Source organism: Salaquimonas pukyongi, assembly GCF_001953055.1.
Lineage (GTDB): Bacteria > Pseudomonadota > Alphaproteobacteria > Rhizobiales > Rhizobiaceae > Salaquimonas > Salaquimonas pukyongi.
In genome coordinates this window covers 1,741,158-1,763,751 of record NZ_CP019044.1, presented here as the reverse complement: position 1 = coordinate 1,763,751, position 22,594 = coordinate 1,741,158, and the positions used below count along the sequence as shown (strand labels likewise).

Below are 22,594 nucleotides of genomic sequence, written 5' to 3'. Positions count from 1 at the left end.
CGGGTTGAATGTGGCATCCTTGCAGACGGGCCGGCATGACGCGCCGTGATTCGCAAGTGCGGCGCCAATTCCCGCCCAGCGAGGGGCCCGCGTACCGGCTTTGGTTGCCGGAAGGCAAAAAATTCGGGGCTTTGAATGCGGCGCAAGCAGCAAGCGACGAAAAACGATTTTTCGCCGTCCCAGCCTGCCTATCGGTGGAGCCTGAGACGTGGACTGCTGTTTTTTATCCTGCCGGTTGCCGTGCTGCTGGCGGGGGGCGGCATGCTGGCCTATCTTTTTCAGGGTCAGCCGCTGAACCTTGCCACCATTCACCAGCGCATCGAGACCACGCTGCAGAACATGGTGGGCGACGGCTTTGTGGTGGAGGTTACACAAAGCGGGCTTTCACCGGCGCTGTCATCGATCCTTGCACTGAGAGGCGAGGGCATCCATGTGCGTCATCGCGAGAGCCGCCGGGAGGTTTTGTTCATCGAGCGTGTTGATGTGGGGCTGGACATTGTATCGGCATTGACCGGAAAGCCTCAGTTCGACCGGGTGGAGTTGCAGGGCGGGCGAATTGTCCTGCCGGAGGCAGATGGCTCGGGGACAAGGATTTTGCCACAGGAAATGCTGCGCCGGTTCGGCGGCTGGCTTGCAGCAACCGAATCCGCGTTTCGTTCAGGCTCGATTGAAGCCATTGAAATGCGCGATATCTCCTTGCAGTTGCCTGCCATCGGCAGAACCAGCAACTTTCCGGTGGTGTTGAATACGGGCAGCGCCGGATACAGCGACAAGCGCCTGCTGCTGCAAGTGGAGGCGGAGGCTGCCGGACAGGCCTTCAACATCAATGCGGATTGGCGCGGTGCGGCGGAAGGCGGGCGCCAGCTTTCGCTGGGGATTGGCAAGCTTCCCACCGGTTGGTGGCTGCAAGAGGATGGCGATGAAAAAGGGTTCGACGGGGGGAAAGCTCCGCGGCCCTTTGTGAATGCAAATGTGCGGCTGGATGCGCGCCTGCCCTTTGATGCAAAGCTTGAGCCGCTTGATGCATTTGTAAAGCTGCAGGCAAGTTCGGGAACCTTGCACCTTGGAAAGAAGCGCTACGACATGCCGTCGGCGGTGACGAGTTTTTCCATATCCCCGGATGCAAGCGCAATCACGCTTGAAAACGGTGACGTTCGTGTTGGCGGGCAGGTGTTCCGGTTTTCCGGCCGATTTGACGCTCTGCTCAAAGCCGGGGAAGAGCAGGCGTTTGGCCTCTATGCCATGATGCTTGACGTGGCGGCTGAAAGTCTTGCCGGACCACAGCAGTCAGCCCCGCGCACCGCCAGCGCCCAGCTTGCCGGCAAAGTTGATATTGCCGGACTTCGCGCCGATTTCGACCGGGTTGTGGTGACCAGTGGCGAGGCGCAGTTTGCCGGCAGCGCAATGGCGGGCAGGGAAGAGGGGATAGCGCTGTCGCTCGGCAGCAGCGAAACGGATGTTGCCACCGTCATCGGGCTGTGGCCGGACTGGGTGGCGCCCAAGGCCCGCAAATGGGTCAGGGAGCATGTAACGGCGGGCGGACTTTCTGCGTTCGATCTGCAGCTCTCGCTTTCGCCGGAAAAGCTGGCGGCCCTCAAACAGGGCGGGGCACCCGATGAAGGCGAATTGTCGCTTTCAACGAAGTTCTCCAGCCTTGATGTTGCCTATCACCGCACCTTGCCGCCGCTGGAAACAGCCAGTGGGTCGCTGACGATTACCGGCGACCGGCTGGAGGCTGCATCCTCGAAGGCTTCCATCAAGCCTTCGGGCGCCAAGCGGGTCCAGGTCAGCGAGTTGTCTGTCACCATTGCAAAGATGAGCGCCGAGCCCCCTCAGGCCAAGATCACGGCACGTCTTTCGGGCCCGGCAGCAGCGGTCGCGGCCCTGGCAGACAGCGATCCGCTCAATGCCATCGGCCCATTGGGGATCCGGCCAGCCGATCTTGCAGGCGAAGCAAAGGTTCGCGTCAGCGGCACCGCGCCGCTTGTGGATGGCGGCAAGGTCAGGGACTGGCGGGCGGTTGCCGATCTTTCAAAGCTGACGGTGAAGAAGCCGCTGCTTGGGCACACCATCAGCGATGGCAAGATGGAAATAACGGCGGATGCCCGGCAGGTGGCGGCCAAGGGCAAGGCAAAGCTCGACGGCTTCGCTGCCCGGTTTGATCTGGCTGAACCGATAAACGGGGCGGCAAGGGACCTGCGCCGCCGGGATATCAGGCTGTCCGTCACCACCGATGATCTTGTCAGGCAGAATATCCGGCTGGCGCCGGTGGTCAGCGGGCCGCTGGAGGTTCGTATCCAGTCCAGGGGCGATGGGCCGGAGCACTACGAGATCGATCTGTCGAGGGCCGATGTTTCCCTGCCCTGGATCGGCTGGCGGATACGGCGGGGAAGCACCAATACGGCTTCGGCGAAGTTTCATCTCGATCAGGAAGGGGATGTCACGCGCCTGAAGGACTTTTCCTTCCGCATGGATGGCGGGCGCAAGGCGCGGGGCGATCTTTCCTTTTCCACCAGCGGCCTTATCAGGGCAGACATGAAGGGTGTTGCCCTCAACAGGGGCGACGACTTTGACGTCAGCATCGTCGGCAGAAAGGGCGGCTACGACATCCGCGCCGGCGGGCGATCCTATGACAGCCGTCCGGTGCTGCAGATGGTGATCCATGGTGAGGGGCTTTCATCGACTGCCGGCAACGATGTGTCCCTGTCGGCCAATTTCGGCCATATGGGCGGGTTTAACGGTCGGGTGATGGAGTCGGTTGTCGTGCGCTATGAAACGCGCGGCGGCAGGCTGCATTATCTTGACGTGAAAGGGGCAATCGAGGGCAAGCTGTCGCAGGTCTCGGCGCAGACCGAAGGCGATGCGACCAGCTTCCGGTTTCGCGCAGACAATGCGGGCGGCTCGCTTGCGATGGTCAATCTTTACGACAAGATGCGTGATGGCAAGCTTTTGGCTTCCTTAAGACGCAGTGGCGCCGGACCGTTTGTCGGCAAGGTGGCGATCAAGGATTTCGTGGTGGTTGGTGAAGAACGCCTGGCCTCGCTGACATCGGCGCCGGCGCCGGCCAGACTGCGGCGTGCCTCGGGCCGCTTGCGCGACCTCGATCTGCGCCGGGTGAAGTTCGATGATCTGAAAGCGGGCATCATCAAGTCTCCCAGCCGGCTTGAGGTCGAAAAAGGCTGGCTCAGGAACGGTCAGATCGGACTGACCTTTGACGGTATCCTGTTCGATGAAGCCGACCGGATGAACCTGCGCGGTACCTTCATGCCGCTGTTTGCCATCAGCCGGGTTCTCGGCGAGATACCGCTGATCGGTGACATTCTGTCCAACGGCAAGAACAGCGGGCTTATCGGCATCACCTACCGCCTGCGCGGACCGGCTAACAATCCGCAGATTGCCGTCAACCCGCTTTCCATCGTGGCGCCCGGCATATTCCGGGAAATCTTCGAATTCAGAAACTGATCGGGCAAACGTCTTACGTCTGGCGGACCAGCACGTGCTTTTTCTTGCCGAGGGAGAGTTTCAGGGCACCATCATCGCCAAGCATGGCGCCGGTGACGGACAGCCGCTCATCGGTAATCTGCCTGTCGTTGATTTTTACCGCGCCGCCCTTGATGTGCCGGCGCGCCTCGCCATTTGAGGAGGCAAGGCCGGCGCGCACCATGAGCACCAGCAGGCCGATGCCTTCTGCCAGTTCGCCTTCGGGCACCGTTACTGTCGGCAGATCACCGGCGGCAACGCCCTCCTCAAAGGTCTTTCGGGCGGTTTCGGCGGCCTGTTCGGCCCTTTCGCGGCCATGGACCATGGCCGTTGCCTCGGTCGCCAGCACTTTCTTGGCCTCGTTCAGTTCAGCCCCTTCCAGCGCGGCATAGCGGGCGATGTCGTCAAGCGGCAGGGTGGTGAACAGCTTCATGAAGCGTGCCACATCGCCATCCTCGGCATTGCGCCAGTATTGCCAGTAGTCGTAGACCGGCAGCATGTCCTCTTCCAGCCAGATCGCCCCATCGGCGGTCTTGCCCATTTTGGCGCCCGAAGAACTCGACAGCAGGGGCGTCGTCAGGGCGAAAAGCTCCGGCGTGCCGGCGCGGCGGCCGAGATCGATGCCAGAGACGATGTTGCCCCACTGATCGGAGCCGCCCATCTGAAGCCTGCAGCCATAGCGCTTGTTGAGCTCCACATAGTCGTAGGCCTGAAGGATCATGTAGTTGAACTCCAGGAAGGACAGGTGATGTTCGCGCTCCAGGCGCAGCCGCACGCTGTCGCGGGCCAGCATCTGGTTGACCGAAAAATGGCGGCCGTATTCGCGCAGGAAATCGACATATTTCAGTTCAAGAAGCCAATCGGCATTGTCGGCCATTACGGCGTTACCGCCTGCCTCCTCGAAATCGAGAAACTTCGAGAATACGCGGCGGATGCCTTCCTTGTTCCTGGCGATGCTTTCGCGGGTCAGCAATTGCCGGCTTTCATCCTTGCCGGAAGGATCACCGATCAGCGTCGTGCCGCCGCCCATCAGCGCGACGGGCCGGTGGCCGGTCTGCTGGAACCAGTACAGCAGCATGATCTGCACCAGGCTGCCTGCGTGCAGGGAGGGGGCAGTGGCGTCAAAGCCGATATAGCAAGTGGCCGACTCCTTGGCGAGCAGGGCATCAAGGCCGCTTTCATCGGAAATCTGATGGATGAAGCCGCGTTCGGAGAGGATTTGCAGAAAGTCGGACTTGAAGCCGGACATGGTCGTGTTTTCCGTCTAAGCTGGATGTTGGTTCATCGGGTGAAAGGCGGGCAATTGCCCGGTTGCACGCCCTCATAGTCGGAATCTGGAAAAATGCAAAGCCGCCCGGCACACAAGAAAAACGTGATGACCGCCATCGGCCTGATGAGCGGCACTTCCATGGACGGCATCGATTGCGCGCTCATCCGCAGCGATGGTGAAAATCGCGTCGAGCGGCTGGGCTTTGCCGAGTTTGCCTATGAACCTGCGTTTAAGCAGCGCATTGAGGCATTGCTGGAAGCGGCAAAATCACTGGAAAGCGCCGGGGAGCGCAGCGATGCACTTGCCAGCCTTGAAGCCGATATCACCCGCCGCCATGGGGATGCGGTAGCCGGATTTCTTGACCAGCAGGGCCTTGCGCCCGATGCCATCGACCTGATCGGCTTTCACGGCCAGACCATGCTGCACCGCCCTAAGGCCGGGTTTACCGTGCAACTGGGCGATGGTGAAGCACTGGCGTCGATGACCGGCATCGCCACGGTTTACGACCTTCGCCGAAACGACATGGCCCATGGCGGGCAGGGGGCGCCGCTGGTACCCGTCTATCACCGGGCGCTGGCGCAAAACCTTCCTGATAATCTGAATCAGGAATTTCCCGCATGTTTCGTCAATATCGGCGGAATTTCCAACATCACCTGGGTGGCGGCAGACGGCGAAATCGCCGCATTCGACAGCGGGCCGGGCAATGCGCTAATCGACCAGTGGGTTGCCGCCAAGGCCGGCATTCCGCTCGATCAGGGCGGAGCGATTGCGTCGGAGGGCGGCGTTGTCAAGAAAATTGCCGGCCGGTATCTTTCAGCTCCCTATTTTGAGCGCGAGGTTCCCAAATCCCTCGACCGGGCCGATTTTGTGCCGCTGGATCCCGGCGAAGCCGAGCTTGCCGACGGTGCGCGAACCCTTGCCCATGTCAGTGCGGCGGCCATTGTGAAGGCTTGCGATCATCTGCCCGAGCCGCCCAAACTGTGGATCGTGTGTGGCGGCGGGCGCAAGAACGGCGCCATCATGGCCGATCTTGTGACTCTTGCCGGGGACCTTAATGGCGGCAAGGTAATCGTTTGCGATGAGGCCGGTTTTAACGGCGATGCGATGGAGGCGGAGGCCTGGGCCTATCTTGCCATGCGTTCCGTCAAGGGAATGCCGCTGACCTTTCCGGCAACGACAGGGTGCCGAAAACCGGTTTCAGGGGGCAGGCTGGCCCTGCCTGATGGCGATCTGAAAATCGCCGGACTCCATTCCGCTTGAGAACCGGTTGTGCCGTTCAGCCGGCTTTTTGGAACCGCATTTCGATGATCGTATCGTCCGCGGCAGCCGGGTTCGGTGTCTCATCCGTTCTTCCCAGTGCGATCATGTCGGCAAAACGCTGGGCAAGGCGCTCTTCTGATGGATGCAGTTCGCCGTCACAGATGGCAACCATCCAGACGGCCCGGAACAGATCGAGTTTCACCTCCACCGGCAGGCGCGCGAAATGCGCCATCATTTTTTGGGGATCGGTTTCGGTTACCTCGGCCTTCAGACTGGCGAAGAACCGGGCCTTGGCGTCTTCAACGCTCAGCTGGGCGCCAAAGCACTCGATCAGCGCCTCTGCGTTCAGTTCCTCGACTTGCAGCACCTTGCCGTCGGCGGCGGCCATTTCGGCCAGGAGATGGGGAATGGAATTTGCAGGTTCGGACATGGGGGCTCCTTGTTACACCGCAGCGGTATAAAGCGTGCGGTTTAAGCTTTGGTGAATCTGAACGTTAAAGTTGTGGTTGGCAATCTTGCACGGACAAGGGAAGGGAGGCGCATTTTGTCCGCCGGCGGTCATCTGCGGACCGTCAGCCTTTGCTGGCGTGATGCGGGGACCCATTCCGCGAGGTATCCACGGTCGATGAACCATCAGTGGTCGTCATCCTCGGGCTTGTCTCCGTTGGCGGCAGGCATTTGCTGTGCAAATGCCGAGAGTGGGGACCCAGCACCAAAGTTATTCACGGGAGGCCCTACGCGCAGCGCGTCACCCCGGTTGCCCAAAACTCCAGGGGCAAACCGGGGTCCATTGTACCCATCCGCGGGCACGGACAGCCACGTCAAGCAAGATTGGGATACAAATCCCGCCAATCAGGATTCATTGCCTCAATCATCTGGATTTTCCATGCCCGCCGCCACTTCTTGATGCGCTTTTCGTCGGCGATGGCATCAACCACATTTTCGTACTCGCGATACCATACGAGCAATGTGCAATTGTATCTGGCAGTAAAGCCGCCAAGCACTTTGTCGCGATGTTCCCATGCACGGCGTTTAAGGTCGGTCGTCACACCGGTATACAGCGTGCCGTTTTGACGCGAAGCCATGATGTAAACGAACGATCCCACACCCGAAGTCTGCCCGAGCAAAGCCAAAGGTTCAATGGACCCCGGTTTGCATGGCAACCGGGGTGACGCACAGGAGTTTCATTTAGTCTCTTTACGCCGAAACCACAACTTACGGAAGTTTCCGCCTTCGTGGTTCGAAAACTAATCTATTCTTTCTCGTCAATAGGTGGCGGTGGAAACGGATTATCTTGTTGTGGGGGCATTGGCGTAATTGGAAGTGCAATTTTTCCTTCGAGTAGACCATTCAGGAGACGGGCATTCTTTCGCATAATCGCTTGGTCGTCATTCCACCCCTGAGGGGAGTAGGAGAAGCGCTTTAAATCATCTTTGTCAAACGTATAGCCGAGGGACCTGCCGATTTCTGACAACAAATCATATAGGAGGTTTTCGCCTCGCTTGTTGTGCCGATCGAGATCATCAATTCCGCTGTTTGGTTCAGGTTCGTATCTAAAATCTATGTAGGCTCTATAAGCCTGTACCACTTTTTCATGCTTGTAGAATTCTAGCTCTATGAGGTTCAGTGCGCCTACATGCTCGTGATCTAAAGCCGTCTTTCTGGTCTTCATCAGTGAACGAAAGACATCAAGTTTTCTTTGTACATTTGCGCGCCTTGCGTCTTGATAACGTGTTATTAAGACGGCAATTATTGGGCCAAGTAGTATTGCAATTATTGTTATGTATTCCATCTACGCCTCGCGAATTTTTTCAAATTTAGCGTTGACCGGGCCTAATGGAGTTTGAATCGTGTGGACGTCGTGACGGGTAAACTCAGTTGGCAAGACTATTGGTATGTCTACCGAGATTGGGCCAGATGGTGCGCTTGCACCGGTGATTGATTGCCCCCCTTGGTGTATTCTAAAGGTAATTTGTCCCGTTAGGTTCTTTCCAGTTTCATCAACCACATATGTGCCGTCATACACACCACCCCCTGCATCTGCGCCGACGATTGTACCGTCCTTGAACATAAACATCCCGATAGATGAGCCCGTGCTTCCAGTGAAATATGATACGTAGAATCCGTCTATCATCTATAGATTTTGCCGCCTGCAGTTCCCCGCAGGCGGCCCTTGTCCTCTATACCGCTTGATCGGGGGTTCGAGTCCCCCGAGTCAGATCAACTACACCCGCTGGTCGCCCCACACGTGTCGCATTTTTCGCAGGTGCCGTTTCTGACCATGGTGAAGTTGCCGCACTCGTCGCAGGAATTGCCGGTATAGCCCTGCATCAGCGCCTTCTGGCGCTGGGCACCCGCGTCGAGCGGATTGGCGTTTGCCGGCTTTGCCTCATCGGAAGACCGGGCCTCATCGGAAGACCGGGCCTCATTGGCGGACTGGTTGGAACCGGAAGAAGCCGCCGCGTCCGCTTTCCCAACCCCGCGGGCGGGGGAGGATACCGCCCGGGACTCAGATTGGCTGTCGGCGATTCGCTCGACCATGTCAGCGACGCTTTCCTTGGCGGGTTCCGCCTCTTCAGGCAGCTCGCGATGGAATGCGGTGGGTGCTTCTTCCAGTTCCAGCTTGGTGGCAGCCGCGGTCTTGCCGATGGCCGTCACGTTCGACATCGTCGTGCCGGCGCCCTTGGCCGAGCCTTTCGGCTCGCCGGAGGCCGGGCGCACGATCGATAGCTTGTGTCCGCGGGTAAGGCCCGAGGAAACCGGCTCGGCCTTGCCTTCCGCCACGCCGCGGCCAAGCGCGGTGTTGGAGAAATCGGAAAGGTCCGCATGGGCAAGGTCGGAACGGTTGAGATAGGAAACCGCCAGTTCGCGGAAAACATAGTCGAGGATCGAGGTGGCGTTCTTGATCGCATCGTTGCCGATAACCATGCCCGCCGGCTCGAACTTGGTGAAGATGAAGGCCTCGACATATTCTTCCAGCGGCACGCCATATTGCAGGCCGAGGGAAACGGCGATGGCGAAGTTGTTCATCATGGCGCGGAAGGCGGCACCCTCCTTGTGCATGTCGATGAAGATTTCGCCAAGCCGGCCGTCATTGTATTCGCCGGTTCTCAGATAGACCTTGTGGCCGCCGACATTGGCTTTCTGGGTGTAGCCCTTGCGCCGGTCGGGCATTTTTTCGCGTTCGCGCACGGTCTTTTCGACGACGCGCTCGACGATCTTCTCGACGATTTTTTCCGACACCTGGGCGGCGCGGGCAGCGGCGGGCGCTTCGATGAACTCTTCCAGCGCATCCTCCTCGTCCTCATCCTCGATCAGCGAGGCATTGAGCGGCTGGGACAGTTTGGAGCCGTCGCGGTAAAGTGCATTGGCCTTCAGTGCGAGCTTCCAGGACAGCATGTAGGCATCCTTGCAGTCCTCGACGCTTGCCGAATTGGGCATGTTGATCGTCTTGGAAATCGCGCCTGAAATGAAGGGCTGGGCGGCTGCCATCATGCGAATGTGGGAGGAAACCGAAAGCGCCCGCTTGCCGATCTTGCCACAGGGATTGGCGCAGTCGAAGACCGGCAGATGGGCGTCATCGATGTGAGGCGCGCCTTCCAGCGTCATCGCACCGCAGACATGGATGTTGGCGGTCTCGATTTCCTTCTTCGAAAAGCCGAGCGCTGCCAGCAGGTCGAAGTTGAAATCGTTCAACTGCTCATCGGTGAGGCCAAGGGTCTGCTTGCAGAATTCCTCGCCCAGCGTCCACTTGTTGAAGGCGAACTTGATGTCGAAGGCGGATTTGAGCGCCCCATTGACGGTCTTGATCGCTTCCTCGTCAAAGCCCTTTGCCTTGAGCGAACCCGGATTGATGTGGGGTGCCTGGTTCAGATTGCCATGGCCGACCGCATAGGCCTCGATCTCGCCGATCTGGGCCTCGGTGTAACCCAGCGTGCGCAAGGCTTCGGGAACGGCGCGGTTGATGATCTTGAAATAGCCGCCGCCGGCAAGCTTCTTGAACTTCACCAGGGCAAAGTCCGGCTCGATGCCGGTGGTGTCGCAATCCATCACAAGGCCGATCGTGCCGGTCGGCGCGATGACGGTGGCCTGGGCATTGCGGTAGCCGTGTTTTTCACCCTTTTCGAGTGCCCGGTCCCAGGCCGCGGTGGCGTGGGCAACCAGGTCGTTCTGCGGGCAGGCCCCATGATCGAGCGGTACGGGCGCAACCGAGAGGTCCTCATAGCCGTCCTGTTCGCCATGGGCGGCGCGGCGATGGTTGCGGATGACGCGCAGCATGTGATCTGCGTTGCGCTCGTAATCGGGGAAGGCGCCCAGTTCGCCGGCCATCTCCGCCGAGGTTTCATAGCAAATGCCGGTCATGATCGCGGTAATCGCACCGCAAATGGCGCGTGCTTCATCTGAATCATAGGCGATGCCGGAGGTCATCAGCAGGCCGCCAATATTGGCAAAGCCCAGCCCCGTGGTGCGGTATTCGTAGGAAAGGCGGGCAATTTCCTTTGACGGGAACTGCGCCATCATGACCGAGATTTCCAGCACGATCATCCACAGGCGGCAACCATGCTCGAAAGCCTGGGTGTCGAATGCCAGCGGGCTTTCGGGGGAGGCCTTTTTCTTGTCGCGGAAGGCGAGCAGGTTGAGCGAGGCCAGGTTGCAGGCGGTATCGTCGAGGAACATGTATTCCGAGCACGGATTGGAGGCGCGGATGCTGCCTGCCGCAGGGCAGGTGTGCCAGTCGTTCATCGTCGTGTTGTAGTGCAGGCCCGGGTCCGCCGACTGCCATGCGGCAGTTCCGATCTTCTCCCAAAGATCGCGGGCCTTCACCGTTTTCATCACCGAGCCGTCCTTGCGGGCGGTCAGGTGCCAGTCTTCGTCGGCCTCCACAGCGCGCAGGAAGTCGTCGGTCAGCGAAACCGAATTGTTCGAGTTCTGGCCGGAGACGGTCAGATAGGCTTCTGAATCCCAGTCTGTGTTGTAGGCCGGAAACTCGATGTCGGTATATCCCTGACGGGCGAGCTGGATGACGCGCTGGATGTAGTTTTCCGGCACGCTGGCCTTCTTGGCGGCGCGGATTTCGCGCTTCAGCGCCGAATTGATCGACGGATCGAAACAGTCATCGGCGTTGCCCTGGCAATTGATGCAGGCTTTCATGATCGCCTTCATGTGCCTGGAGACGGTCTTCGAGCCGGTGACGATGGCAGCGACCTTCTGTTCCTCGCGCACCTTCCAGTCGATGTAATCTTCAATGTCGGGATGGTCGATGTCGACGACCACCATCTTTGCGGCGCGGCGCGTGGTGCCGCCCGACTTGATGGCGCCGGCTGCCCGGTCGCCGATCTTCAGGAAACTCATCAGGCCCGATGACTTGCCGCCGCCGGAAAGCTTTTCGCCTTCAGCGCGCAGGAAGGAGAAGTTGGAGCCGGTGCCCGAGCCGTATTTGAACAGGCGTGCCTCGCGGGTCCACAGATCCATGATACCGCCTTCATTGACCAGATCGTCGGCGACGGACTGGATGAAACAGGCATGGGGCTGGGGATGTTCATAGGACGATTTCGACTTCACCAGCTTGCCGGTGAACGGGTCCACGTAATGGTGGCCCTGGGCCGGGCCGTCGATGCCATAGGCCCAGTGAAGTCCGGTGTTGAACCATTGCGGCGAGTTGGGAGCAACCTTTTGGGTCGCCAGCATGAAGCACAATTCGTCATAGAAGGTGCGGGCGTCTTCCTCGGTGTCGAAATAGCCGCCTTTCCAGCCCCAATAGGTCCAGGTGCCGGCAAGCCGGTTGAAGACCTGGCGGGCATCCATTTCCGAAGTATAGCGCTGTTCTGCCGGCAGCTTTTTCAGCGCCTCGGTGTCGGCTTCCGATTTCCACAGCCAGGAGGGAACCGTTTCCTCCTCGATTTTCTTCAGGACTGCGGGCACGCCGGCCTTGCGGAAATATTTCTGCGCCAGGATGTCAGAAGCGACCTGGCTCCAGGCCGCCGGGACCTGGATGTTTTCAAGCCGGAAGACGATGGAGCCATCCGGATTTTTGATCTCGCTGGTAGTCTGGCGAAACTCAATGCCCGCGTAGGGGCCCTCGTGAGGAGTTTTGCCGCTTTTCGTAAACCGCCGCTCTATGCGCATCTTGGATTTCCCATCCCTTTCGTCTCTGGCCTTGCATGTGTGGCCTTTTCCCGTTGCCATTCCGGCTGCAGGGCGCTTCAGACAATACAATACCGTTCCCGGTACTGGTTACCGGAGTCTGGCATTACTCCTTGATTGACGTCCCTGGTGGCATCCAAGATCCGGGAAATGCCGGTTTCAGCCCGCTTCCGGTCTTTGCCGGATGCCGCACGCCGGACGAAAAATCGCCGGACGGGCCGGGCCTTGCCGCCGCTTTGCCTTGCGTTGCCGGTTCTTTGAGAAGCCGCCTACAGCCTGTGTGAAAGCCATCGACAGTCCCGCCGGTTTACGGCAAGGCATCCTTACAACTCCCAGCAAGGATACAAACGCCATACTATATCTTGTGGCAGACTGGCATGCAAACACTAAATATAGGTTAAGCAGGCCCGCCGGCTACAATCGGATTTTCCCTTGCAATACCTTTGCCAAGGCAAAATCCACCCTTTCCGCAAAACGAAGGTTTTACGGCCAGGTACTCTGGTTGCTACTATCATGAAGGCCGGTAACCCGGCGCTCCTCGTTGTAGCGATCTTGTTGAAGATCGCCCCCCTGGGGACAGTGACGTCCCAGCACGATACCTAAGGTGACTCGGAAAACGCCGTCAAGCACTAGCGTGAAAGAAATTGCCGCACACCACATCTAGTGGGTTTGTGTGGAAAACAGGGGAAAAGTTTTTTCCGTTGGAATCAAGGTTTTGCGCGTTCTCAGCGCCGCTGGAAAAAAAACTTCTTGCAATGGCGGAAACAGGCCGGTGCTGCTGATTCTGGTAAAATCGTTTTAGTGTAAGAAACCTGACGGCGGTAATGCGCTGCTTTTCCACACGTAAGATTTTGTCAAGACAGTTGCGTTTCAATGTCACCAGGTGTGTGCCGGCGTATATTCGGGGGTAACCGCAAATGTCCAGTCTCAGGGAGACTCAACACAAGCGCGTAGTCGTGCTTGCTGCATCCACGATTGTATTTTGCCTGTTTTCCCTGTGGCAGCTTTCCGAGCGCATTTTCGAGGTCGGGTATAGTGCCGGATTTGAATTCACCAACCGGGAGCTTTATCTTTTCAGCTCCTGTACGCTGATCTTCATGACGGTCATTGTTTTGCTGGTGCGCTCCTTCCAGGACAATGCCGCCATCCGCTATTTTGAATATCACGACAAGCAAACCGGGCTGCCCAACCGCAACAATCTCATTCAGACGATCAACCGCAACATGCGGGAAAAGAACAGCCGCGGGCTGTTTGTGATGATTGATCTGGGGCGGCTGAAGTCGATCAACAATTCCATGGGCAGCGAAGTTGCCGACCAGGCACTTGCCGCCTACGGCAACCGGCTCAGCTATTTCTTCGAAAGCCCCAGCATGGTCTTCAAGCTGCATGGCGGCGTATTCGGTATTTTCATACCCGATGTCGAAACCACGGAGGCAGCGAAAAACCTGGGAATGGAATTGCAAAAGGCGGTTGCCATTCCCGTCGAGGTGAACGGACGGGCGCTTTTTCTCAGCCTGGATCTCGGCGGCTGTTTTCTGCGCGATTGCGACAATGGGGCAGGGCAGGTGTTGCAGCGGGCCGAGCTGGCCCTGATTGATGCCAAAAAACGCGATTCGAAGGAACTCAACGTCTTCTCCAAGCAGATGGCGGCAAAAATCCGCCAGCAGAGCATGCTGGAAACGGATTTGCACGAAGTGCTCGAACGCGAGGGGCTGGAGCCGTATTTCCAGCCGCTGATCGCCGAAGACGGCAAGACGATGATCGGCGTGGAAGCGCTTGCGCGCTGGTTCCATCCAAAAGAGGGGTACATTCCGCCGGTAAGTTTCGTGCCGGTTGCAGAGGAGTTGAACCTGACGGAAAAACTCGGCCGCCAGATCATGCTGAAAGCGTGCAAATGCATCAAGCCGCTCGGCAGTCTGAAAGTCAGCGTCAACGTCTCTCCGAAGGATTTGCTGCGCCCGGGTTTTGTTGCCGAAATCCAGTATGTGCTGTTTGAAACCGGCCTGCCGCCGGAGCGGCTGGAGATCGAGATTACCGAATCGATTTTCATTTCGGCAACCGACGAAATTGCCGAAACCATCCGTCAGGTACAGTCGCTTGGGGTATCCGTCGCGCTAGACGATTTCGGCACCGGTTATTCTGGGCTTTCCTATCTCGACAAGTTCCGTGTGGACCGCATCAAGGTCGATTCGTCCTTCGTTGCCGAGATCGAGACGTCTCAGGGCGCACGCTCGATGATCTCCACCATCATCAACATGGCGCACGAGCGCGGTTATGAAGTTACCGTGGAAGGCGTGGAAAACGAGGCCCAGTACGAGTATCTGCGCCAGTTCCCGAAGCTGGTCTATCAGGGCTTTTATTTTGCAAAGCCGCAGCAGTTCAGCGATCTGCTGGACAATCCGATGCTCAGGGAAAGTGACATCGAGGCTTTCCGCCGCGACAGCGAGGAAGAGCAGGAAAAACTGCGCCAGGTGGCTTGATCCCGGTTATTTTCTCATTTCGCAGGTGTCTTGCGCCGTGATGTGCTGCCGATCCAGGCGGCGAGAAACAGCAATAATCCACCGCCAAGGAAAAAGGCGCCGGGAAAGGCAAACGGCGCACTTTGCGAGGTGAACCAGGCAAAGGTTCCCGTTGCGATCATGGGACCGGCTACCGCCGCAAGACCGGAAATCGAGGTCAGCGTGCCTTGCAGCAGCCCCTGCTGGCTGGCCTGCACCTGTCTTGAAGCCAGTGCCTGCAGGGCAGGACCGGCAACGCCCCAGCCGATTACATGGGGCACGATGCCGACAAAGCCGATTAGTCCGCTCTGGTTAACCGACAGCATCAGGTACATTACAGCTGACAGTGAAAAGCCGGCTGCGATGGTGGCTGCCTCGCCGAGTCTTGCAACCACGCGCTTGACCAGAAAGCCCTGCACGACGACATAGGAAATGCCGACCACGGCAAGGGAAAAGCCGGCTTCGCGTGCCCCCCAGCCGTATTGAACCCCCGTAAACAGGACCCAGATCGATTCAAGGCCGCGCTGCATCGTGTTGGCGATCAGCAGCGCCAGCGCCAGCGGCACAATGACCGGGCGCAAGACCAGCCACTTGATGGCGGCAACAAAATTCGTCTGCAAAAGGGGCGTTTGCGAGCGGCTTTCGGCCGGCAGGCTTTCGCGCAGGAAAAACCAGCCGAATGCCACGTTCAGAAACGACAGGGCGGCAGCCGCAAATACCGGCAGGCGTAGGTCGATTTCGCCAAGCACGCCGCCGAGCAGGGGACCGAGAATAAACCCGATGCCAAAGGCTGCGCCGACCATTCCGAAGGCGCCTGCGCGGTCTTCTTCCCTGGAGATGTCGGCCATGTAGGCGTTGGCGACGGAGAAGGTGGCACCGAAAATGCCGCCGAGGGCGCGGCCTGCGAAAACCCATGCAAGATTGGGGGCAAGCGCCAGCAGAATGCTGTCGAGGCCCATGCCGGTAAGCGCCACCAGTAGTATGGGACGGCGCCCGAAGCGGTCCGACAACGCGCCCATCATCGGCGCGAAGATGAACTGCATCAGCGCATAAACCACCGACAACAGGCCGTAAATGACCGCCGTGTGTGAAACGCCGCCGCCACCCAGTTCCTGCACCAGCATGGGCAGGATCGGCCAGAAAAGGCCGACGCCGGTCATGTTGATGACGACGGTGGCAAGGACGACAAGGGTTGAGGGCGTGAGCAAGGTTTCGGGCGGTGCGCAGCGGGTGAAACGAACTGCCGTCAGCCGTCGCGCTTGCCGGAGATCGGCTCCACATAGGACATCTCCATGTCCCAGGGGAAGTAGATCCAGGTGTCCTGGCTGACCTCGGTGACGAAGGTGTCGGCCATCGGGACGCCCTTCGGCTTGGCATAGACGGTGGCGATATGGGCCTTGGGCAGCATTTCACGCACTTTTTGTGCGGTTTTGCCGGTGTCGGTCAGATCGTCGATGACCAGAACGCCGGTTCCATCGCCGCCCGAATCGTCGATCAGGGCCTGCGATATGGACTTGATGACAACGAGATCGCCCTGGTCCTTGTATTCATGATAGGAGGCGATGCAGACGGTTTCGATGTTGCGCACACCCAGTTCACGGGCAATGATGGCCGCCGGCACCAGGCCGCCGCGGGTGATCGATACGATCGCCTTCCATTCGCCGATGGCATCTCCAATCCCGGCCAGCCGCCAGGCAAGTGCCTTGCAATCGCGGTGGAACTGATCCCAGGTAACGGGAAACCTTTTGGGCTGGCTGGACATGAATTGGCCTTTCAGTGGCAGGGTGATGTCATTGCAATTACCGGCGGGACGGTGCTGAATCAAGACCAGCTGATGCCGCCGCGGTTTCAGTACCCTGTCAAATCTTTATAGAGGCGTGTTGTCATGCAGAACGGTTGCCAGGAAGAAGGCGGGGAATGAAGGACGACAGGCAAGAAGATCCGGCAGAAAGAAATCTTGCACGGGGAGGGCAGGAACGCCGATCCGAACGTGGGCACGGGCGGGTATCGACCCTGCGGGTGGTAACGGCTGAGATTCTGGACTTTCTGACGGTGTTTTTCACAGGGCGCTATCTGATCGGCCTTGTTGCCGGAACGTCCGATGATGCCGTCTTCAAACTCGACAAATGGCAGGGGCTGGCGCTTGTCGCGATGATCGTTGCGTATTTCTATTTACTTTCCAGGACCGAGGGCGGTACGCTCTGGCAACGGATATTGAAGGCAAGGCGCCACTGAGGCGGCCAGCGGACGCTGGGCCAGCTGCGCCTGACTTGTCTTGGTGCCGGCTGGGAGTTTGGTCATGGGTGTTAGAACCGCCATTGCCGGCAATACGGGCGTTGTTGCCGTTCTGTGCGCCGTTGGTGCGGCCATCGCCTTCTCGCTCAACGATGTCGGCATCAAGTTTTTGTCGGGCGACTATGCGCTGCACGAAATCGTGCTCGGCCGTTCCATTGTCGGCCTGTTGTTCACACTGTTCTTTTTCGTGCCGTTTGCCGGCGGGTGGTCGGCGCTGAAGACACGCCGGCCGCTGCTGCATCTTGGCCGCGGGCTTGCGGTTGTCTGCGCCAATCTGATTTTCTTTGCCGGGCTGGCGACGCTGCCGCTTGCAGATGCTGTGGCGGTGTTCTTCGTTTCGCCCCTGATTATTACCGGCCTGTCGGTCATCATGCTGGGTGAGAAAGTGGGCCCCCGGCGCTGGGCAGCGGTGTTTGTCGGGCTAGCCGGTGTTGCCGTTGTGATGCGGCCTGGAACGGCGGCCTTTACCCTGCCGGCGCTGTTTCCCCTGGTTGCGGCGCTGTTTTACGCATTGCTGCACATGATGACCCGGCGGCTTGGCAGAACCGATTCTGCGGCCGCGATGGCATTTTACGTCCAGGCGACGTTTGTGGTGATCAGCATTTTGACCGGCCTGGCGATTGGTGACGGCAAGTTTTCCGGTACCGGCGATCCGACCCTCGAATTCCTGGTCCGGCCCTGGATATGGCCCCATCCGGAGGATGTGATGATCATTCTGGCCATCGGGCTGGCCAGTGCGATGGGCGGCTTCATGATTGCCGCGGCCTACAAGCTTGCCGAGGCAGCAACCGTGGCGCCGTTCGAATATGTCGCCATGCCGTGTTCGATCCTGTGGGGCGTTTTGGTGTTCGGCGACTGGCCGGACGTGATCGCCTGGCTTGGCATTTTGATGATCATCGGTTCGGGCATTTTCGTCATCTTCCGGGAGCACCAGACCGGCCAGGAGATCGCTGCCGAACAGCCAATGCCCCGCAACCGGTAGAAGCTGGCGGCACCAAAACCGCCAAAGCCTTTTTGTTGCCGGGTTTTTTGCTATTATACTTAAGTATGAACCAGGACAACGACCTCAGCTGGTATCTGCTGCGTTTTGCCTATCACGCCGTCAATGTGGCGCTGTATTTCCTGCTGATGATCTGCGGAATTCTGGCGGGCTATTTTGCCTGGCTGAACTTCGGTCAGCCCGGCCTGATGACCGTCATTGTTTTGGCAGCTTATCTGCGGTTGCATCACGACATTCGCGCCATCCGGCGCGGCGATGTGGATTTGCCGCCGGAATACCGGCGGCATGTTGGCGATGGCCGTGACGAAGACGAACAGGAACCGCCGCAAAAACCCTTCGGCAAATCCGGGCGCTAGCCAGTACTTGCGAAACCCCGGCGGGCCGTCACGCGGATTCGGCCGCCTGCGATCCCTGATCGGCGAAACCGGTTTGTTCGAGCCACAATCTTCGTAACGTGCTGCCCTGGCCGGTGAAATGCTCCTCCAGGGGTTCGCAACCCCAGATCCGGTCGGTGCGGAAGTGGCGGAACGCGCCGCGCAACTCGCACCAGGCCGCCAGCATGACGCAATCGAGATGGTAAACCACCCCGACAGGGCGCACCTTGCGTATCGTCTCGCGGCCCCGCGGGTCGCGATAGGTCAGTTCCAGCTTGCGTTCGGCGGTGATTGCTTCACGCAGCATGGCAATCGACACGCACCCTTTCGCCGGGTCGTCGGGGGAGGCGCCCCAGGGCGCAACCTGCAGCCAGTCGGCCTCGGCGTGCAGATCGTCAATCTTGTGGCAGATGCGGTCAGCGGCGCGCTGCAATGCGGTGTCGCCGGTGCGTGCCAGCATGGACAGGCCGACGCGCAGGGCAACCACTTCCTCGGCATCGAAATTGAGCGGCGGCAGGTCATAGCCGCTGCGCATGATATAGCCGACGCCCGACTCCCCCTCGATCGGTGTGCGCATGGCCTGCAGGGTGGCGATGTCGCGATAGATGGTCCGCATGGCCACTTCCAGTTGTTCGGCCAATTGTTCGGCGGTTACCGGTTTTCCGGCAGAACGCAATATCTGGATGATTTCGAACAGGCGGCCGGTCTTGCGCATCAGATTTGTACTCCGTGGGGCGGTTTGCTCCTGACAGTTTAGCACGCGCCCCTGACAACGGGGTGTCAGGGGCGTTGGGATATCCCTTTCTTCGAAAGGAGATGTACCATGCACTACTACAATGATGCCGTCATGATGGCCTACAGGCTGGGGATCTGGGATCGCATTCCGCACCACGGCGGAAAGGACGAGGCTCAGCGCCGCAAGCTGCAGAATGCCGGACCGTTCCGCCTGCGCGCAGCGCGCCCTGCTGGCGACAAGGCCGAAACCTGACCCTAAAGGGCAGCAAGCATGTCCCGGACGGCTTTTTCCGCTGAAAGGACGGCGGCTTCATCGCGGCCGCGGATGACGATCTCGGTCGAATAGGACTTGCCGTCGAAGCGGGGATAGGAGCCGATCGCCGTTTCGCCATGGGCCTGCTGCACGGCGGCCAGCGGTGCACCGATGTCGCCTTCGCCGAAGCTGCACTCGACCGATTTGGAGATCAGCCTGGCGCCGCCCTCCAGCGCCGGGCTGATGGTGTCGAGCATGGCCTGAAAGATCGAGGGCACGCCGGCCATCACATGAACGTTGCCGATCGTAAAGCCGGGAGCGATGGAAACCGGGTTGTCGATCAGTTCGGCGCCTTCGGGAATGCGCGCCATGCGCTTTCTGGCATCGGTGAAGTCAAGTCCGCGGGCGGCATAGTGATCGCCGAGCAGTTTCATGGCGCGCCGATCATGGCCGATGGCAACGCCAAAAGCCCTGGCGACGGCATCGGCGGTGATGTCGTCATGGGTCGGGCCGATGCCGCCGGAGGTAAACACATGGGTATAGCGGCTGCGCAGGGCATTGAGCGCTTCGACAATCGCCGCTTCCTCGTCGGCGACGATGCGCACTTCCTTGAGGTCAATGCCCTTGAGCGTCATCACGCCGGCAAGATGGACGATGTTCTTGTCTTTGGTACGGCCAGAAAGCAGTTCATCGCCAATGGCAAGCATTGCCGCGGTGACGGTATCGGGGGTGAGGATGTTGGCCATGGCTGTGTGCGATCGTTCCCGGCACAATGAGTTTGGTGCGGGCACCGGGACTCGAACCCGGACAGCCTGGGGCCGAGGGATTTTAAGTCCCTTGCGTCTACCAATTCCGCCATGCCCGCATGTGTGCGTTGCCTAGCCAATGGCATGCAACTGTGCAATGGAAAAGAATGGACTGCCGGTAGCACAAGAGCCCGGCAAAAAACTGCCATCGGGTAGAAAAACTGCCATAATTTCTTTCTATCGGCTGTGACCATACAGGTTGTGAGCGCGGGCGATCACGGGAGTATTATCACCTGCCGGTGGATCGGCTCGCCGGAGCGTGGCATAAGCGAATGATGAACGGCAAACGATCACCATTTCCGGCAGGGTTTTCGCCAGCAAGGCTGATTTGCTGCATTGCGGTAATGGCTCTGCTGATTGCGGGCAGTTTGCTGCGGCCTGTCCATCAGGCTGCGGCCGCGCAATCGGCGCCTGCTGCCATGGAACTTGCCACCATTGCCGGGGTCGACGATCTGGCGGTGGCAATGGGTGAACCCAGCCAGTTGAAGTGCTGTACGGCGGACAAGGGCGGATTGCCCGGCCACTGGCGCTGCATGACGGATCTCGGCATCGTTGCCGGTGGCGGCAGTTTGCAGGGCGAAAGCGCAGAAACAACGCGGTCTGCGGGCCGGGTGCAGGTGCTCACGGGCTGCAGCGCCAGCGCGCCGCTGAGGCCGCCAATCAACGTCTGATCTTTTGAATTTTCTCCTGCCTGCCGCATATCCCGGCAAGCAATCAGGAACGAAACGAAAGAGATCGGACCATGATCTATCTGAACAAGCATGCCGGAACCCCCGGCACACTTTCATATGCCGGTGCTGAAAAGCAGCCGCCGGCGCAAAGACACCGTTGTGAGTGGGAAACTACCGATGCATAAGGAACGAACAGACAGGATTGGCCGCCGGGGCTTTCTTGCCGGGGGTGCGGCAGTTGCCGGTATCGCGCTCACCGGCTGCGCCAGCGTGAGCGAAGATGCCGGCGGACAGCCGCAACGGCGCTTTGGCGAAATGCGCTTTCCAAGGTTCCGGGGCGGCGCTGGTGCTGCCGCAGCGCCGTCAAAGCGCCAATACCAGCAAATCTACGGCGCTCTGCCGGATGAGGAATTCCCCATCCCGGCCATCGATATTGACAAGGTTCCCGAGCAGTTCTGGCGCCGCGAGGTGGCCTATGGTGGCCGCGAGGCGCCTGGAACCGTGGTGGTCGACACTTCCAGCTTCTATCTCTACCACGTCGGGGATGACGGCACGGCGGTGCGCTATGGCGTCGGGCTTGGCCGGGAAGGGTTTGCCTGGTCGGGCAGGGCGGTCATTGCCTGGAAGCGCAAATGGCCAACCTGGACACCGCCCGATGAAATGATCGCCCGCCAGCCGGAACTGGAGAAGTATTCGGCCCGCAATGGCGGCAAGCCGCCGGGCCTTGATAATCCGCTCGGTGCAAGGGCGCTCTACATCCACCAGAACGGGGTCGACACGCTCTATCGCATTCACGGCACTCCGGAATACTGGACGATCGGAAAGGCGGTGTCCTCGGGCTGTGTGCGGATGATGAACCAGGACGTGATCCATCTGTATGAGCATGTGCGCAACGGCGCGCCTATTCTCGTGCGCTAGCACACGGATTGGCCGGCGCGCTGGCGCATCGTTTGGTGCGTTCCAACGCAGGTAATTGTCAACTGGCGTAGTTGGAGCCTTCCTCGTCAAGGATGGCCTTCAGCTCCGCCAGATGGCGCTCTGCCTGACCGGGATATTCCTCGATTTCGCTCGCGGTCTTCTCGGCGATTTCGTCGGACAGGACGCGAAGCTTTTGGCCCGTCTGCAGGGCGCGGATATAGGTTTCGGCGGCCCGTTCGAAATAGTACATCCGGTTGAAGGTCTCGGCCACGGTTTCGCCGACAACCATGATGCCGTGATTGCCCATCACCATGACCTTTTTGGCGGGGTCGGCGAACAGGGCAGCACAGCGCTCGCCCTCCTCCTCGAAAGCAAGCCCGCCATAGGTTTCGTCAATAACCACGCGATTGTAGAAAATTGCGGTATTCTGGTCGATTGGCGGCAGGGTGGAATCAGCCAGGCTTGCCAGTACGGTGGCAAAGATCGAATGCACGTGCATGGCGCAGCGGGCATGGGGGCAATGGCGGTGGATGGCACCATGCAGGCCCCAGGCCGTCGGATCAGGCGCATCCGGCGCATCCAGGGTGGCCGGATTGTTGGCATCGAGCGCCAACAGGTCCGAAGCGCGAATGCGCGAAAAATGCATCTGATTGGGGTTCATCAGGAACTGGGTGCCGTCCTCATTGACCGACAGCGAGAAATGGTTGGCAACGGCTTCGTGCAGGTTGAGCCTTGCCGTCCAGCGGAAACTGGCAGCGAGATCAACCCGCTCCTCCCAATGGCGCATGTTGTGGCGCATGTTGTGGCCGGCCGGGGTTTGGCCGGCGGGTGCCTTGATCACCTTGTGCTGGGCCGCCATTGCCGGTGTTCTCCGTGTTGTGTGCGGTGCG

20 protein-coding genes and 1 tRNA gene are annotated in these 22,594 nt (G+C 59.4%); 9 read left to right on the top strand and 12 right to left on the bottom strand.

Annotated features, from left to right (window positions below):
• Positions 1-135: 135 nt before the first annotated feature.
• Entirely contained in the window at positions 136-3,462 is a 3,327-nt protein-coding gene (locus BVL55_RS08580) for a YhdP family protein (protein WP_075996537.1), read from the top strand.
• 13 nt (positions 3,463-3,475) lie between these two features.
• On the opposite strand, the gene tyrS is transcribed toward BVL55_RS08580, so the two are convergent.
• A complete protein-coding gene (gene tyrS / locus BVL55_RS08575; RefSeq protein ID WP_075996536.1) occupies positions 3,476-4,729 on the bottom strand; it encodes a tyrosine--tRNA ligase in 1,254 nt (417 codons plus the stop codon).
• 126 nt (positions 4,730-4,855) lie between these two features.
• Here tyrS and BVL55_RS08570 point away from each other — a divergent pair, with 126 nt between their 5' ends.
• Positions 4,856-6,010: an anhydro-N-acetylmuramic acid kinase gene (locus BVL55_RS08570; RefSeq protein WP_244530471.1), complete on the top strand. Its 1,155-nt coding sequence runs from the start codon at positions 4,856-4,858 to the stop codon at positions 6,008-6,010.
• A 16-nt stretch (positions 6,011-6,026) separates the two neighbouring features.
• Here the strand turns inward: BVL55_RS08570 and BVL55_RS08565 are convergent, their stop codons facing one another.
• The 5 genes from BVL55_RS08565 to BVL55_RS08545 all read right to left on the bottom strand — a co-directional run bounded on the left by BVL55_RS08565 (position 6,027) and on the right by BVL55_RS08545 (position 12,136).
• The gene (locus BVL55_RS08565; protein ID WP_075996534.1) at positions 6,027-6,440 is read right to left on the bottom strand and encodes a TerB family tellurite resistance protein; all 414 of its coding nucleotides are present in this window, start codon (positions 6,438-6,440) and stop codon (positions 6,027-6,029) included.
• Between the two features lie 391 nt (positions 6,441-6,831).
• On the bottom strand, positions 6,832-7,095 hold the full coding sequence (locus BVL55_RS08560; protein ID WP_075998029.1) for a GIY-YIG nuclease family protein: 264 nt from the start codon (positions 7,093-7,095) through the stop codon (positions 6,832-6,834).
• A gap of 167 nt (positions 7,096-7,262) precedes the next feature.
• Positions 7,263-7,802: a DUF6680 family protein gene (locus BVL55_RS08555; RefSeq protein WP_075996533.1), complete on the bottom strand. Its 540-nt coding sequence runs from the start codon at positions 7,800-7,802 to the stop codon at positions 7,263-7,265.
• On the bottom strand, positions 7,803-8,144 hold the full coding sequence (locus tag BVL55_RS08550) for a hypothetical protein (protein ID WP_075996532.1): 342 nt from the start codon (positions 8,142-8,144) through the stop codon (positions 7,803-7,805).
• A gap of 86 nt (positions 8,145-8,230) precedes the next feature.
• Positions 8,231-12,136 carry a vitamin B12-dependent ribonucleotide reductase gene (locus tag BVL55_RS08545; protein ID WP_083649652.1) on the bottom strand — a complete coding sequence of 1,302 codons (3,906 nt, stop codon included), beginning with the start codon at positions 12,134-12,136 and terminating at the stop codon, positions 8,231-8,233.
• Between the two features lie 935 nt (positions 12,137-13,071).
• Between BVL55_RS08545 and BVL55_RS08540 the strand changes: the two genes are divergently transcribed.
• Positions 13,072-14,634 (top strand): putative bifunctional diguanylate cyclase/phosphodiesterase, encoded by a 1,563-nt coding sequence (locus BVL55_RS08540; protein WP_083649451.1) that lies wholly within the window; start codon positions 13,072-13,074, stop codon positions 14,632-14,634.
• A 14-nt stretch (positions 14,635-14,648) separates the two neighbouring features.
• Here the strand turns inward: BVL55_RS08540 and BVL55_RS08535 are convergent, their stop codons facing one another.
• Complete coding sequence (locus BVL55_RS08535) at positions 14,649-15,860, bottom strand: MFS transporter (RefSeq protein WP_075996529.1); 1,212 nt, start codon at positions 15,858-15,860, stop codon at positions 14,649-14,651.
• Between the two features lie 38 nt (positions 15,861-15,898).
• Entirely contained in the window at positions 15,899-16,414 is a 516-nt protein-coding gene (gpt, locus tag BVL55_RS08530; RefSeq protein WP_075998028.1) for a xanthine phosphoribosyltransferase, read from the bottom strand.
• A 155-nt stretch (positions 16,415-16,569) separates the two neighbouring features.
• Between gpt and BVL55_RS08525 the strand changes: the two genes are divergently transcribed.
• From BVL55_RS08525 to BVL55_RS08515, 3 genes are all read left to right on the top strand, one after another.
• Positions 16,570-16,887: a hypothetical protein gene (locus BVL55_RS08525; protein ID WP_083649450.1), complete on the top strand. Its 318-nt coding sequence runs from the start codon at positions 16,570-16,572 to the stop codon at positions 16,885-16,887.
• A 64-nt stretch (positions 16,888-16,951) separates the two neighbouring features.
• Complete coding sequence (locus tag BVL55_RS08520) at positions 16,952-17,929, top strand: DMT family transporter (protein WP_075996528.1); 978 nt, start codon at positions 16,952-16,954, stop codon at positions 17,927-17,929.
• 65 nt (positions 17,930-17,994) lie between these two features.
• Entirely contained in the window at positions 17,995-18,303 is a 309-nt protein-coding gene (locus tag BVL55_RS08515) for a hypothetical protein (RefSeq protein WP_075996527.1), read from the top strand.
• Positions 18,304-18,331: 28 nt separating this feature from the next.
• Here BVL55_RS08515 and BVL55_RS08510 read toward each other — a convergent pair whose 3' ends face one another.
• A complete protein-coding gene (locus tag BVL55_RS08510; protein WP_075996526.1) occupies positions 18,332-19,036 on the bottom strand; it encodes a helix-turn-helix transcriptional regulator in 705 nt (234 codons plus the stop codon).
• A gap of 108 nt (positions 19,037-19,144) precedes the next feature.
• Here BVL55_RS08510 and BVL55_RS16495 point away from each other — a divergent pair, with 108 nt between their 5' ends.
• On the top strand, positions 19,145-19,309 hold the full coding sequence (locus BVL55_RS16495) for a hypothetical protein (RefSeq protein WP_156892478.1): 165 nt from the start codon (positions 19,145-19,147) through the stop codon (positions 19,307-19,309).
• A 2-nt stretch (positions 19,310-19,311) separates the two neighbouring features.
• Here the strand turns inward: BVL55_RS16495 and BVL55_RS08505 are convergent, their stop codons facing one another.
• Together BVL55_RS08505 and BVL55_RS08500 are read right to left on the bottom strand one after the other, a co-directional pair.
• Complete coding sequence (locus BVL55_RS08505; protein WP_075996525.1) at positions 19,312-20,055, bottom strand: competence/damage-inducible protein A; 744 nt, start codon at positions 20,053-20,055, stop codon at positions 19,312-19,314.
• 33 nt (positions 20,056-20,088) lie between these two features.
• Positions 20,089-20,174: transfer RNA gene (locus BVL55_RS08500), tRNA-Leu, on the bottom strand.
• A gap of 285 nt (positions 20,175-20,459) precedes the next feature.
• Here BVL55_RS08500 and BVL55_RS08495 point away from each other — a divergent pair.
• Both BVL55_RS08495 and BVL55_RS08490 read left to right on the top strand, forming a co-directional pair.
• On the top strand, positions 20,460-20,786 hold the full coding sequence (locus tag BVL55_RS08495) for a hypothetical protein (RefSeq protein ID WP_156892477.1): 327 nt from the start codon (positions 20,460-20,462) through the stop codon (positions 20,784-20,786).
• A 177-nt stretch (positions 20,787-20,963) separates the two neighbouring features.
• Positions 20,964-21,704 (top strand): L,D-transpeptidase, encoded by a 741-nt coding sequence (locus tag BVL55_RS08490; RefSeq protein ID WP_075996523.1) that lies wholly within the window; start codon positions 20,964-20,966, stop codon positions 21,702-21,704.
• A 58-nt stretch (positions 21,705-21,762) separates the two neighbouring features.
• Here the strand turns inward: BVL55_RS08490 and BVL55_RS08485 are convergent, their stop codons facing one another.
• A complete protein-coding gene (locus BVL55_RS08485; RefSeq protein WP_205410867.1) occupies positions 21,763-22,503 on the bottom strand; it encodes a class II aldolase and adducin N-terminal domain-containing protein in 741 nt (246 codons plus the stop codon).
• Between the last annotated feature and the right edge of the window lie 91 nt (positions 22,504-22,594).

What these genes read in the sequence shown, in the direction of transcription:
- BVL55_RS08580 (WP_075996537.1), top strand. Translation starts at nt 136, where the DNA reads ATGCGGCGCAAGCAGCAAGCGACGAAAAACGATTTTTCGCCGTCCCAG.
- tyrS (WP_075996536.1), bottom strand. Translation starts at nt 4,729, where the DNA reads ATGTCCGGCTTCAAGTCCGACTTTCTGCAAATCCTCTCCGAACGCGGC.
- BVL55_RS08570 (WP_244530471.1), top strand. Translation starts at nt 4,856, where the DNA reads ATGACCGCCATCGGCCTGATGAGCGGCACTTCCATGGACGGCATCGAT.
- BVL55_RS08565 (WP_075996534.1), bottom strand. Translation starts at nt 6,440, where the DNA reads ATGTCCGAACCTGCAAATTCCATTCCCCATCTCCTGGCCGAAATGGCC.
- BVL55_RS08560 (WP_075998029.1), bottom strand. Translation starts at nt 7,095, where the DNA reads ATGGCTTCGCGTCAAAACGGCACGCTGTATACCGGTGTGACGACCGAC.
- BVL55_RS08555 (WP_075996533.1), bottom strand. Translation starts at nt 7,802, where the DNA reads ATGGAATACATAACAATAATTGCAATACTACTTGGCCCAATAATTGCC.
- BVL55_RS08550 (WP_075996532.1), bottom strand. Translation starts at nt 8,144, where the DNA reads ATGATAGACGGATTCTACGTATCATATTTCACTGGAAGCACGGGCTCA.
- BVL55_RS08545 (WP_083649652.1), bottom strand. Translation starts at nt 12,136, where the DNA reads ATGCGCATAGAGCGGCGGTTTACGAAAAGCGGCAAAACTCCTCACGAG.
- BVL55_RS08540 (WP_083649451.1), top strand. Translation starts at nt 13,072, where the DNA reads ATGTCCAGTCTCAGGGAGACTCAACACAAGCGCGTAGTCGTGCTTGCT.
- gpt (WP_075998028.1), bottom strand. Translation starts at nt 16,414, where the DNA reads ATGTCCAGCCAGCCCAAAAGGTTTCCCGTTACCTGGGATCAGTTCCAC.
- BVL55_RS08525 (WP_083649450.1), top strand. Translation starts at nt 16,570, where the DNA reads ATGAAGGACGACAGGCAAGAAGATCCGGCAGAAAGAAATCTTGCACGG.
- BVL55_RS08520 (WP_075996528.1), top strand. Translation starts at nt 16,952, where the DNA reads ATGGGTGTTAGAACCGCCATTGCCGGCAATACGGGCGTTGTTGCCGTT.
- BVL55_RS08515 (WP_075996527.1), top strand. Translation starts at nt 17,995, where the DNA reads ATGAACCAGGACAACGACCTCAGCTGGTATCTGCTGCGTTTTGCCTAT.
- BVL55_RS08510 (WP_075996526.1), bottom strand. Translation starts at nt 19,036, where the DNA reads ATGCGCAAGACCGGCCGCCTGTTCGAAATCATCCAGATATTGCGTTCT.
- BVL55_RS16495 (WP_156892478.1), top strand. Translation starts at nt 19,145, where the DNA reads ATGCACTACTACAATGATGCCGTCATGATGGCCTACAGGCTGGGGATC.
- BVL55_RS08505 (WP_075996525.1), bottom strand. Translation starts at nt 20,055, where the DNA reads ATGGCCAACATCCTCACCCCCGATACCGTCACCGCGGCAATGCTTGCC.
- BVL55_RS08495 (WP_156892477.1), top strand. Translation starts at nt 20,460, where the DNA reads ATGGCTCTGCTGATTGCGGGCAGTTTGCTGCGGCCTGTCCATCAGGCT.
- BVL55_RS08490 (WP_075996523.1), top strand. Translation starts at nt 20,964, where the DNA reads ATGCATAAGGAACGAACAGACAGGATTGGCCGCCGGGGCTTTCTTGCC.
- BVL55_RS08485 (WP_205410867.1), bottom strand. Translation starts at nt 22,503, where the DNA reads ATGCGCCACAACATGCGCCATTGGGAGGAGCGGGTTGATCTCGCTGCC.